This is a genomic window from Nonomuraea sp. NPDC050153 (assembly GCF_044460125.1).
Lineage (GTDB): Bacteria > Actinomycetota > Actinomycetes > Streptosporangiales > Streptosporangiaceae > Nonomuraea.
In genome coordinates this window covers 776,289-787,860 of record NZ_JBITJQ010000002.1, presented here as the reverse complement: position 1 = coordinate 787,860, position 11,572 = coordinate 776,289, and the positions used below count along the sequence as shown (strand labels likewise).

Here is an 11,572-nt window from a genome sequence, read left to right as displayed (position 1 = left end):
TGCCCGATTACCGGCTTGGCCTGCTGGAGCCCGCCCAAACCCCGCTCGCTTCGCTCGCCAGTCGACCGCCCGTTGCGTGGTTACCGGATGGGCTCGCTGGAGCCCTCTTCCGCCCGCGAAAGGACGGTCCGCCTGCGGATCGGTGCGACAGGCGCCTACTTGAAGCGACTTCGAAGGTGCGGAACCATGACGCCGGCGGCACCGCGATCGTGGGCGACTACACCTCTGTAAGGGCGTAGAGCAGGGCGTTCATGCTGGTCCCGCTGACGAGGTCGCGCTTGTCGATCAGACGGCGGATGTCCGTGAGCGGTACCCACTCGATGCGTTCAGCCTCCCATGACTCGGTAGGCGGGCCGATGTACTGGGCGCTGTTGGCGCGGAAGATGTGGTGTTCGGAGTCGGAGATGCCATTGGTCGGCTGTGTGTAGAGCAACAGACGCAAGGGGCCGGGCCGCCAGCCGGTCTCTTCCTCGACCTCCCGGGCGGCGGCTGCGATCGGCTCTTCACCTTCGTCGACCTTGCCGATGGGGATCTCCCATCCCCACGTGTCGGTGATGAAGCGGTGCCGCCAGATGAGCAGCACGCGATTCTGGTCATCCATGACGACCGCACCGGCTCCGGGCGCGGTGCGGATGAGCCGGTGATCGAGATGCCTTCCATCAGGAAGCTCCACATCGGCCACCCGGACATCGAGCCATGGGTCGGTGTAGAGCTGTTCTTCGGAGTGAACCTGCCAGCGCATGCGGCTGCTCCCATGGTGGACGCCTGAATCGGCACCACGCTACAAGGGGATGTCGGCCTGCTGTCTGGCGCGGGCGAGGAACGCCTTGACGAACTGTGTGTCGTAGCCGCTCAGTGCCGTTGTCACCGCCTCGATGCGCTCGGTGAGTCGCTCGGATTCCATGCCGGCGGTGCAGTCGAGCATGCCCTCAGCGGTGGAGGCGTCCTGTTCGAGCTCTCCTCGCTCGGCGAGGATGATTCTGCGAGCAGCGAATCCAGCAGGATGTTCGGCTCACTCACGTTTGGACCTCCGACGAGCGACTCCCGTATTCGGAGTGTAATTGGATCATCACATTGCGAACAGGCGTGTCGCTGGAAGACAGGGTCACAACTACATCGCATTCACACGGGGTGTGGACCGACTTCCACCGTCAGCCTCGATCACGCGCTTATGGGGGTGCCCCCAGACCAAGTGCACTGGCGGCATGACATACAACAAACCCGAGATCGTCGCTTCACCGCTCCCACTCCGCGCTGCTCGCGCCATGGGAAACGCTCTGGAAGTTCTCGGTGTCCCCGCCGATGTCCACGACGGCTACGGACTGGCCCTGGTATCCGTCTGGGTAGGACTGGTGGTCTGGTGCGACGGCGACCGCTATTGGTGGCGTACCGGCTGGGACCCTCACCGCAAGCGGGTCATTTACGCCTATCATTCGGTGCTCGAACCTGACCGAGCCGCCCGTCGTGTTGCCTTCCGTTATGCCGACCTCCGCAGAAGCCACCCACTGCACCAGCCCAGCAGTGCAGTGACGACAGGCACCGCTGGGGCGGTCAGGTGACCTCTGTAGCTCTGCAAGTAGGAAGTCGCGTGACGGTCGTGGACCTCCTCCACAGTAGCGTGAGGACACGCGCTTACCGTGACGTCCTCCTTGGACGTAGCGGGCGCCGTGGGGGCAGGATCGATCACCACGATCCGCCTCCTGCCCCAAGTGACCACGGTGGTCTCCCCTCGCTCGGCCTCGTCCATTGGCGGTCATCACCTTCATGCGGTCAGATTGTCTGATTCCATAAAGCGCTGCACGGTACACCGGCTGATGGATCAACGTAACGGACCGTTCGGTGGGTGGCGGCCTTTGGGCCGAGATGCCGAACGCTGCCAGGGTTTCAGGTGGTGCGGAAGTCGGCGATGATCTCCTCCAGGTGCCGCAGGGCGGTCTCGGCGCGTACGGGATCGGCGTAGAACGGGTCGTCGGGCACGGGCAGTGACGCTGCGAGCCCCCAGCCGCGCCCCCGCGCCCACGTCGCGTCGTCCACTCCGAGCGTCTCCCGGTAGACGTCCCGTGCCGCCGGAGGCAGGAGCTTCCACGCGGGCAGCAGGTCCACGGCGGGATCTCCGACGGCGAGCGTGCCGAAGTCGATGACGGCGCTCAGCCTGCCGTCAATGGTCAGGAGGTTGCCGGGTGCGAGGTCGCCGTGGACCCACACCGGCGGGCCGTCCCAGGCGGGGGCCGCCAGGGCCGCCTCCCACACGGCCGTCACCGCGCCGGCGTCCACGATCCCGCGTAGCGCTTCGATCTTGGGGCGTACGCGGGCCTCAACAGCCAGCGAGTCCCGCTCGTCGCCCATCGGCACGCCACGGAACGCGTTGCTCCACGAAGGGCCGGGGCCGCCGGTGGCGTCGATCCGCTGCAGCGCGCTGACGAACCCGGCCAGTTCCTTGGCCGCCTCGACGGGATCGGCGAGGTCTTCCGTCGTCTCGCCCGGCAGCCACCGGTAGACCGACCAGGGGAACGGGTAGCCCTCGCCGGGCTCGCCTTTCGCGAGCGGCTCGGAGATCGGCAGTGGCAGGTGCGGGGCGAGTCGCGGCAGCCATTCGTGCTCGCGCTCCACCTGCCCGACCCACCGGCGATAGCGGGGCAATCGTACGGACATGTCCGTGCCGAGCCGGAACGTCGCGTTGTCCAACCCGGACCGCGGCACGGGGGAGACGGGCAGATCGGCCCACCGGGGGAGCTGCGCCGCCAGCAGGCGGCGCACGAGGGCCTCGTCGATCTGCGGGTCTTCGGGGTCAGGCGTCGACACGGACGGTTCCTTCAGGGTGAGAGACGGGGGAGGGGCGCAGGACCGGGGCGAGCAACGCCAGCAGCACGGCCACGCCGGTGATCATCGCGAACGCGGCGGGGTAGCCGAGTCCGCCCGCGACCCAGCCCGTCACGGCCGGGGCGACCAGGCCCGACAGGTATGTGATCGTAGCCACCCCGGCCACGCCCTCGCTCGGATTTTTGCCCGCGTTGCCCGCCGCCGCGATCACGAGCGGCATGATCACCGCCACCCCCAGCCCGATCAGGGCGAACCCGGTGATCCCGAGTGCCGGTGTGCGGGCCGCGACCACGAGGGCGCCGCCCACGGCCGCCACGGCACCGCCCGTCCTGACGGCCGTCACCGGGCCGAGCCGGTGGATGACGTGGTCGCCCAGCAGTCGCGCGCCCGCCATGCAGAGCATGAAGACGGTGTACCCGGTGGCAGCGGGCCCGGGATCGGCGTCGGTGACCGAGATGAGGTAGACGGCGGTCCAGTTGGAGCTGGCGCCTTCCACGAAGGTCGCGCAGAACCCCACCAGCCCGATGGCCAGGATCCCGCGTGTGGGGAGCGCGAAACGCCGCGGCGCGGGTGCGTCGGCCAGGCGGGCGGAACCTGTCAACCCGCTGTCGGGGAGCAGGCCGCGGCCGGCCGGCCCGCCGAGGACGAGTAACGCGAGTGACATGGCCGCGAGGTGGATCCTGGCGTCGATGCCCGCGTGGGCGGCCAGGGCGCCGATGCCGCCGCCGGCCAGGCTGCCGACGGCCCACATGCCGTGCAGCCCCGACATGATCGAGCGGCCCAGGCGCCGTTCGAGCAAGACGGCGTACGCGTTCATCGCGACGTCGCACATGCCTGCCGCCGCCCCGAACAGCAGGTAAGCCCCGAACAGCCAGATGGGCGACGGCGAGAGAGCGGGCAACGTCAGGCTCGCGCACCACAGCGCGAGGAGGGCGCGCGTGGCGGCGCGGTTGCCGAAGCGGTAGGCGAGGCGGCCGGCCATCGGCATGCCCACGAAGGCGCCGATCGCCGGGCACAGCAGTGCGAGACCGAGGGTGCCGGGGCTGAGCTGCAGGTGCTCCTGGATCCAGGGGATGCGGGTGGACAGGCTGCCGGCGACGGCGCCGTGCGCGGCGAAGACGACCACGATGGCGCGGTGAGGGCTCATGTTCCGCAAATTATCAGGCAGGCTTCCTGATGGAAATAGGTTTTAGGCAGGGTCCCTGATTATTATGAGGACCGTGAAGACCGCCACCCCCGCCCTGGCTCGTGCGATCAACGACCGGCTGGCCCTCGACCTGCTCCTGGAGCACGGGCCGCTGACCGCCCCCCAGCTCCGCACGCTGACCGGGCTGTCCAGGCCCACCGTGTCCGACCTGATCGAGCGCCTCATGGAGGCCGGGCTCATCGAGGTCACGGGGGAGTACGGCGAGGACCGGCGAGGGCCGAACGCGCGCCTGTACGGCCTGGTGGCGGATCGGGCTCACGTGGCGGGAGTGGACCTCCGGCGCGATGCCGTGAACGTCACGGTCGCCGACATCACCGGGCGGGTGGTCTGCGAGGCCGCGGCGACGCTCGGCGGCGCGGCGCGGACCGACCTGGCGGGCCTCATCGTGAGCGTGGTCAGGGACGCCGCGGGCGAGCGCGCGCTCGACACGGTCGTGGTCGGCGCTCCGGGGCTGGTCAACCCGCGTGACGGGGAGCTGGTGTCGTCCAACGACGTGCCCGGCTGGCGGCGCGGCATGATGGCGTCCGTACGCGAGCGACTGGGCGCGCCGGTGATCCTGGAGAACGAGGTCAACCTCGCCGCCATCGCCGAGTCGCGCACCGGGGCCGCGGCGGGGAGCGAGGACTTCGTGCTGCTCTGGCTGGACGACGGCGTGGGGGCGGCGGTCGTGCTCGGAGGCCGGCTCCGCCGGGGGGCGTCGGGCGGCGCGGGGGAAATCGGGTTCCTGGAAGTGGGCGGTGTGGCCTTCTGCGAGCAGGTGGACCCCGAGGTCAGAGCGCGCCTCGACCGCGACGAGCTGGCCCGGCGGATCGCCAGGGGCGCCTTCGCCTTCGCCACCCTCCTCGACCCCGGCCTCGTCGTCCTCGGCGGGACGACGGGCCACGCGGGCGGGGCCGAGCTGGCCGAGCGGGTGGCCGGCCACCTGCGTGCCCTGGGCCCGGCGCCCACGGAGGTCCGCGCCAGCACGGTCACGGGCAACGCGATACTCCAGGGCGCCGTGCTGACCGCCCTGGACCTGGCCCGCGACCACATCTTCGGCTGACGGCGAAGCGGCGCCGACGCCCGGCGCGTCCGGCGGCGTGACCGTGCAGGCGGGATCGACGGTGTGCGCGGCGGCCGTGGTGAGCCCCGACAGGATGGCGTCGGTCGGCGTGATCGGCGGGCCGGCGTCGTAGCCCGCCGGGATCGACACGAACGCCCGTCTCGGACGCGCTCGCCGGCACGCCTCCTTCCCGCATTTCGGTCAACCATTACATGAAGTGACAAGAGTCAGGTCACGGAGACGGCGGGCACCGGCTCCCGGAGCGGCAGCCGTACCTCGAACCAGGTCTCGCCCGGAACCGAGCGCACCTTGATCTCCCCGCCGTGCCGTCCGGCCACGATCCGGTACGAGATGTCCAGGCCGAGACCGGTGCCCTGACCCACGCTCTTCGTCGTGAAGAACGGCTCGAAGATCCGGTCCTTGAGCGCCTCGGGGACGCCGGGCCCGGTGTCGCCGATCTCGATGATCGCCTCGTCCTCGTCGTGCGCCGTGCGGATCGTGAGCGCGCCCTGGTCGCCCATCGCGTCGAGCGCGTTGTGGATGAGGTTCGTCCAGACCTGGTTGAGCTCGCCCGCGTAGCAGGGGATGGGCGGCAGCGTGCGGTCGTAGTCGGTGACCACGCTGATGCCCGGGGGGATCTTCCCGCGGAAGATCGCGACCGTGCTGTCGAGCAGGTCGTGCACGTCGGCCTGCTGGAACGGCGCCCGGTCCATCTGGGAGTACTGCTTGGCCGAGCTGATCAGCGACGTGATGCGCTCGGTGGCCTCGGTCACCTCGTTGAGCATCTGGGAGATCTCGATCGCCTTGGCCAGCCACTGCACCGCGGAGGGCACGCGCTCCTCGCCCACCTTGCCGCGGATCTTCTCCAGCGCCTCGGGCGTGAACCCGGCGTTGACCAGCGCGGGGGCCAGGTCCCACGGGTCCTCGATGCCCAGCTCCTCCATCGCGTCGCTCAGCTCGTCCTCGGCGTCGGAGATCTCCAGCGGGGAGAGCTCGGGCCGCTTGCCCAGGTTGGCCGTGCAGGACTCCTGCCACTCGATCAGCGTGCGCAGCTTCTCCGGCGGGATGCCCTCCTCGGCGAGCTGGGCGAGCTGCAGCCGCGAGGTCCTGAGCAGCGAGCGCAGCTCGCTCGCGGCGCGCACCGCAGCCGCGGCCGGGTTGTTCAGCTCGTGCGTGAGCCCGGCCGTGATCGTGCCGAGCGCGGTCAGCCGCTGCCGCCGGTCGATGATCTCCCGCTGCATCCGCCCGCCCGACAGCATGCCGTCGAGCAGGTGCATCGCCATGGGGAACCACTCGGCCACGATGTAGGCGAACTTCCTGGCCGGCAGCAGGAACATCCGCGTCGGCGCGGTCGTGCGCAGCGTGTGCTGGTACGTCTGCGGCGCCCGGTCACCGAGGTAGGCGCTGGTGGCGCCCCCGTAGACACCGGGTTGCGACGTACGGGGCATCGCCACGGTCCCGGCGCTGACCGTCTCACTGATCATCTGCATCTCGCCCTCGAGCAGCACCGCGAAGCAGTCGGCCGGCTCGCCCTGCTGGAGGATCACCTCGTCCGCGCCGAACGTCCGCACCTGCCCGCTGTTGGCGAGCTTGGTGAGCTGCTCGTCGTTCAGCCGCTCGAAGAGGAACAGTTTGCGCAGTTCATCGATGTCGATGTTCATTGGTCGCTCACCGCTCCTCATTCGCTCCGCGGAGTGCCTCGTTCATCGGCCCTCCACTCCGCTCACTGCGTCGGGTTCGCTCCGTGTTGGTCATTGCTTCTCCAAGTACCGATGCACGAGCGCGACGGCCATCGCGCCTTCGCCGACGGCGGAGGCCACTCTCTTGATCGAGTCGGCGCGTACGTCACCCGCGGCCAGCACCCCGGGCACGTTCGTCTCCAGGAAGTACGGCTCGCGCCGCAGCGGCCAGTTACGCGGCCGCTTCCCGCCCTGTACCAGGTCGGGCCCGGTCAGCACGAACCCCTTCTCGTCGCGCTCGACCGTCTCGCCCAGCCACGACGTGTACGGCTCGGCGCCGATGAACACGAACAACCACTGGGCGTCGACCGTGCGGGTCTCGCCCTTGGTCGAGAGCGTCAGGCGCTCCAGGTGGCCGTCGCCGTCGCCGCTGGCGACCTCCGTCTGGAGGTGCACCTCGATGTTGGGGATCGCGGCGATCTGCTCGATGAGGTAGTGCGACATGGACTTCTCCAAACCGTCACCCCTCACCAACAAGTTGACCTTGCTCGCGAATCCCGCCAGGTAGACGGCCGCCTGCCCGGCCGAGTTGGCCGCGCCCACGATGTACACGTCGGTGTCCTGGCAGGACGGCGCCTCGGTCAGGGCGGCGCCGTAGAAGACGCCCCGGCCGGTGAAGTCGTCGAGCCCCGGCGCGTCCAGCCGGCGGTAGGTGACGCCGGTCGCCAGGATGACCGCGTGCGCGGCGATCTCCCCGCCGTCCTGGAACCCGATCACCCGCGCCTGCCCGCGCGGCTCCAGCGAGACCACCTTGCGCGCGGTCAGCAGCTCCGCCCCGAACTTCAGCGCCTGCCTGCGCGCCCGGTCCGCGAGCTGCTGCCCGGAGACGCCGTCGGGGAAGCCCAGGTAGTTCTCGATCCTGGAGCTCTGTCCTGCCTGGCCGCCCGAGGAGTAGGCCTCGACCAGCACGGTCTTCAGCCCCTCCGAAGCGCCGTAGACGGCCGCGCCGAGCCCGGCGGGCCCGCCGCCCACCACGATCAGGTCGTAGAAGTCGGTGGCCGGCGTGGTCGACAGGCCCACCGCCGCCGCCAGCGTGGCCTGGTCGGGCGACTCCAGCGTGGCGCCGTCGGCGGTCACCACGAGCGGCAGGTGGCAGCCCTCGCCGGCCGCCTTCACCAGTTGCGCGCCCTCCGGGTCCTCCGACAACATCCACCGGTACGGCACGTGGTTGCGGGCCAGGAAATCACGCACCTTGTACGACTGGGCCGACCACCGGTCGCCCACCACCCGCAGCTCGGACCGCTCGACCCGGTCCGTGCGCATCCAGGCGTCGAGCTGCCCGTCGATCACGGGGTAGAACTTCTCCTCCGGCGGGTCCCACGGCTTGAGCAGGTAATGGTCCAGGTCGACCACGTTGATCGCCTGAATCGCGGCGTCGGTGTCGGCGTAGGCGGTCAGCAACACCCTGCGCGCGTACGGATACATGTCCATGGCGGCCTCAAGGAACTCCACGCCGTTCATCTGCGGCATGCGGTAGTCGGCCAGGATGGCCGCCACCTCGTCACCCCGCAGCCGCATCTCCCGGACCGCCTCGATGCCGTCCCGGGCCGCCTCGGCGCGGACAATCCGGTATTCCTGGCCATAGCGACGTCTCAGGTCGCGGGCCACCGCCCGCGAGACGCCCGGATCGTCATCAACTGTAACGATGACCGGCTTGTCCATGTCTTCTCCCCACTCGTCCTACAGGAAGCATGTCATGCGCGGGGGAGTCAGTAAGCGCTCGCTCATATCATGGTCGGATGGGTACACGCGATCGCATCGTCGACGCCGCTGAGCAGGCAATTCGGGAGTTCGGCATCGCGGGTGCCACCACCAAGCGTATCGCCCAGCAGGCCGGCTGCTCCGAGGCGTTGCTCTACAAGCACTTCGCCGGTAAAGAGGCGCTTTTCCTCGCGGTCCTGCTGGAGCGGCTGCCCGCGCTCGGCCCCGCGCTGACGCGGCTGCGGGCGAGCACCGGGCAGGGCGACCTGACGGGCAACCTCACCGAGTTCGCGCTGACGGCGCTGGAGTTCTACGCCAAGGCCGTGGGCATCGCCTCCGGCGTGCTGGCCGACCCGACGCTCATGGCGGGGTTCAGGGGCATGCTGGCCGCGAACGACATGGGCCCGCACCTGCCGATCCTGGCGCTGGCCGAGATCCTCCGGGCCGAGCAGCGCGGCGGCCGGCTCGATGCGGGGATCGACGCCGGCGCCGCCGCGTCGATGCTCATGGGCGCCTGCTTCCACCGGGCGAACCTGTCCTACTTCGTCGAGCTCCCGGAGGCGGACGAGGCCTGGGCCGCCGCGATCGTGCGCACGCTGGTGCGTAACTGACGGCTGCTGCAGAAGCGCACTTTGCACGACGCGCTGCGCGAGCCGGCCCGCAAGGGCGCCGGGAAGAAGGCGAAGCCCACGGCCGGGATCATCGACTCGCAGAGCCTCAAGGCGTCCTGGCACGTGTCGCGCCCGCTCGCCCCTTCGCCCGCGCTTGGCTCGCGCCCCCGCTCAGCTCTCTTCCCTGCCCCCGCTCCCGCCTTCATATGACGTCATCGCCATCACCACCCGCCGCGCCGCCGCCAGGATGTCCGCCGGGGCCGTCTCCCGCCCGAAGGTCGCCATGATGACCGAGCCGACCGCATTGAACAGAGTACGGACGTAGAGCGCCTCCTCCGGCGGCGTGTCCTTGTCCACGAAGTGCGCGATGACCTCCTCGAAGGCCACCGGGACGCTGTTCTCGCCGCCGCGGAAGCGCCGCTGTGAGGCGGCCTGGCTGCCCAGCGCCAGGCGCTGGGCGTGGATGTGTTCCTCCGTCGTCGCGTCCAGCCAGCGCAACGCCGCCGTGCGGAGGAGGTCCGGCGTGCGCGGCTGGGCTTTCAGCCACGTCACGAACTCCTCCACCTCCTCGCGGCGGGACTGCATCAGGCTCGCGACGATCTCGTCCTTGCTCTTGAAGTGGTAGTAGAGCGAGGACTGGTTAATGCCAAGATCAGCCGCGATATCGCGGGTGCTGGTGGCATCGAAACCACGCTCCGTGAACAGCCGCATCGCGACCCTGCGGATCTCGTCGCGGGTCTGCGCGCCGCTGCGGCGGGCTCGGCCCGAGGTCGTAGACATACGGACATCCTAGCTTGACTATCAATCGATCGATTGGTTAGCTTCGAGAGTAGAAGCCAATCGGTCGATTGATTGGCTGTAGCCAGGAGGGCTCCACCATGATTTCCCCGAACATCGCCATCGTCGGCGCCGGCCCCGGCGGCCTCATCGCCGCTCGCATGCTGCAGCGGCACGGCATCGACGTCACGGTCTACGACGCCGATGCCACCGCCGACGCCCGCGACGCCGGCGGCTCGCTCGACCTGCACGCCGACACCGGGCAGATCGCCCTCACCGACGCCGGGCTGCTCGACGCGTTCATGGCCGTGGCCCGCGTGGAGGACCAGAGCAAGCGCAATATGGACCGGCACGGCGCTGTCACCGGCACCTTTGAGCCGGAGGAAGGCGACACGGCCGCGCCCGAGATCGACCGCGGGCAGCTGCGCGCGCTCATCGCCGCGCACGTGGATCCCGCCTCGGTTCGCTGGGGCCACAAGCTTGTGGCCGCCGCTCCGGCCGGGGACGGCCGGCATCGGCTCGAGTTCGCGAACGGCGCCACCGTCGAGGCGGACCTCGTCATCGGCGCCGACGGCGTCTGGTCCAAGGTGCGGCCGCTGGTCAGCGACGGCGGGCCCGAATACTCAGGCGTCTCGTTCCTGGATGTCCGCTACGACGATGCCGCCCGGCGGCACCCGGCCGTAGCCCAACTGGTCGACCGCGGGCATCTCTTCGTCCGCGGCGACGACGGCAACGCGATCATCGCCCAGCGCAACAGCAATGGCGTCATCCGCGGTTACGTCGCGATGCGCACCGACCACGACTGGGCAGCCCAGGCGGGTGTGCGCATGGACGACCGCGCCGCCGTGCACGCCTATCTGCTGAAGCAGTTCGACGGCTGGGTGCCCGAGCTGCTGCCGTTCCTCACCGAGAGCGAGGAGTACATCGACCGCGCCATCTGGTTCATGCCCGCCCCGCCGGCCTGGGAGCGCACACGAGGTGTCACCCTCCTCGGCGACGCAGCCCACGCCATGGGCCCGTTCGGCGGCCACGGCGTCAACCTGGCCCTGCTGGACGCCGTCGAGCTGGCGCACGCCATCGCCGAGGAGCCCACTCTCGACGACGCCCTGCGGCGGTACGAGCCCGTCATGCAGGCCCGCGCCGGCGGCCTCGCCGCCTCCTCGAACCGCGCCACCCGTGCCTTCTTCGGCATCGGTACGGACGACATCGAGCACCTCGCCCCCGACCACGCCGAGGAGCACCGCCGCTACATCGAGGGTGCCGCCGACTACCGCCGCATCCGCGCCGCGACCGGCACCTGGCAGATTGCCTTCGAGGTCCCCGGCGGCACCCGCCCCGCTGAGCTGTCGCTGCAGGCAACCCACGACGGTCTCGCAGGCGCGCTGGACGGCACGCCACTCGACAGCGCGTACTTCGACACAGAGGGCAAACTCCGTATCCGAGTCGCAGTCGAGGAACCGATCCCCGGCACCATGCCGTGCGAGGCAACCATCGACGGCGACAACATCACCGGCACCGCCGAACACCCCATGGGGACGCTGCCGTTCAGCGGAGCGCGGAAGCAGACGGCCTGAGAACCCTTCGCGAATCCGGGAAGTGAGGGTGCGAGCTGGACTGGTGTGCGGGTTGCCGCTCGGGAGGGTTCTTCATGGGCGCCGCCGCCGTAGACGCCCGT

10 protein-coding genes are annotated in these 11,572 nt (G+C 69.9%); 3 read left to right on the top strand and 7 right to left on the bottom strand.

The features are described from left to right. Positions 1-217: 217 nt before the first annotated feature. The 4 genes from ACIBQ1_RS07870 to ACIBQ1_RS07855 form a co-directional block, all read right to left on the bottom strand. Entirely contained in the window at positions 218-742 is a 525-nt protein-coding gene (locus ACIBQ1_RS07870) for an NUDIX domain-containing protein (RefSeq protein WP_397275388.1), read from the bottom strand. Positions 743-781: 39 nt separating this feature from the next. Next, positions 782-925 carry a hypothetical protein gene (locus ACIBQ1_RS07865; RefSeq protein WP_397275386.1) on the bottom strand — a complete coding sequence of 48 codons (144 nt, stop codon included), beginning with the start codon at positions 923-925 and terminating at the stop codon, positions 782-784. A gap of 959 nt (positions 926-1,884) precedes the next feature. Further along, positions 1,885-2,802 carry an aminoglycoside phosphotransferase family protein gene (locus ACIBQ1_RS07860; RefSeq protein ID WP_397275384.1) on the bottom strand — a complete coding sequence of 306 codons (918 nt, stop codon included), beginning with the start codon at positions 2,800-2,802 and terminating at the stop codon, positions 1,885-1,887. Next, complete coding sequence (locus ACIBQ1_RS07855; protein WP_397275382.1) at positions 2,789-3,967, bottom strand: MFS transporter; 1,179 nt, start codon at positions 3,965-3,967, stop codon at positions 2,789-2,791. Before ACIBQ1_RS07855 ends, ACIBQ1_RS07860 begins: the two co-directional genes overlap by 14 nt. 73 nt (positions 3,968-4,040) lie before the next feature. On the opposite strand from ACIBQ1_RS07855, the gene ACIBQ1_RS07850 reads away from it, so the two are divergent. Then, positions 4,041-5,069, top strand: a complete 1,029-nt coding sequence (locus tag ACIBQ1_RS07850; protein ID WP_397275380.1) for an ROK family protein — start codon at positions 4,041-4,043, stop codon at positions 5,067-5,069. A 227-nt stretch (positions 5,070-5,296) separates the two neighbouring features. Here the strand turns inward: ACIBQ1_RS07850 and ACIBQ1_RS07845 are convergent, their stop codons facing one another. Continuing rightward, positions 5,297-6,730, bottom strand: coding sequence for an ATP-binding protein (locus tag ACIBQ1_RS07845; RefSeq protein ID WP_397275378.1), 1,434 nt, complete (start codon positions 6,728-6,730; stop codon positions 5,297-5,299). A 90-nt stretch (positions 6,731-6,820) separates the two neighbouring features. Further along, the gene (locus tag ACIBQ1_RS07840; protein WP_397275376.1) at positions 6,821-8,470 is read right to left on the bottom strand and encodes an FAD-dependent oxidoreductase; all 1,650 of its coding nucleotides are present in this window, start codon (positions 8,468-8,470) and stop codon (positions 6,821-6,823) included. Between the two features lie 77 nt (positions 8,471-8,547). On the opposite strand from ACIBQ1_RS07840, the gene ACIBQ1_RS07835 reads away from it, so the two are divergent. Next, positions 8,548-9,120: a TetR/AcrR family transcriptional regulator gene (locus ACIBQ1_RS07835; protein WP_397275375.1), complete on the top strand. Its 573-nt coding sequence runs from the start codon at positions 8,548-8,550 to the stop codon at positions 9,118-9,120. Between the two features lie 171 nt (positions 9,121-9,291). Here ACIBQ1_RS07835 and ACIBQ1_RS07830 read toward each other — a convergent pair whose 3' ends face one another. Then, a complete protein-coding gene (locus ACIBQ1_RS07830; RefSeq protein WP_397275373.1) occupies positions 9,292-9,900 on the bottom strand; it encodes a TetR/AcrR family transcriptional regulator in 609 nt (202 codons plus the stop codon). A 98-nt stretch (positions 9,901-9,998) separates the two neighbouring features. On the opposite strand from ACIBQ1_RS07830, the gene ACIBQ1_RS07825 reads away from it, so the two are divergent. Then, positions 9,999-11,471, top strand: coding sequence for an FAD-dependent oxidoreductase (locus ACIBQ1_RS07825; RefSeq protein WP_397275372.1), 1,473 nt, complete (start codon positions 9,999-10,001; stop codon positions 11,469-11,471). The last annotated feature ends 101 nt before the right edge of the window (positions 11,472-11,572 follow it).

What these genes read in the sequence shown, in the direction of transcription:
- ACIBQ1_RS07870 (WP_397275388.1), bottom strand. Translation starts at nt 742, where the DNA reads ATGCGCTGGCAGGTTCACTCCGAAGAACAGCTCTACACCGACCCATGG.
- ACIBQ1_RS07865 (WP_397275386.1), bottom strand. Translation starts at nt 925, where the DNA reads ATGCTCGACTGCACCGCCGGCATGGAATCCGAGCGACTCACCGAGCGC.
- ACIBQ1_RS07855 (WP_397275382.1), bottom strand. Translation starts at nt 3,967, where the DNA reads ATGAGCCCTCACCGCGCCATCGTGGTCGTCTTCGCCGCGCACGGCGCC.
- ACIBQ1_RS07845 (WP_397275378.1), bottom strand. Translation starts at nt 6,730, where the DNA reads ATGAACATCGACATCGATGAACTGCGCAAACTGTTCCTCTTCGAGCGG.
- ACIBQ1_RS07840 (WP_397275376.1), bottom strand. Translation starts at nt 8,470, where the DNA reads ATGGACAAGCCGGTCATCGTTACAGTTGATGACGATCCGGGCGTCTCG.
- ACIBQ1_RS07835 (WP_397275375.1), top strand. Translation starts at nt 8,548, where the DNA reads ATGGGTACACGCGATCGCATCGTCGACGCCGCTGAGCAGGCAATTCGG.
- ACIBQ1_RS07830 (WP_397275373.1), bottom strand. Translation starts at nt 9,900, where the DNA reads ATGTCTACGACCTCGGGCCGAGCCCGCCGCAGCGGCGCGCAGACCCGC.
- ACIBQ1_RS07825 (WP_397275372.1), top strand. Translation starts at nt 9,999, where the DNA reads ATGATTTCCCCGAACATCGCCATCGTCGGCGCCGGCCCCGGCGGCCTC.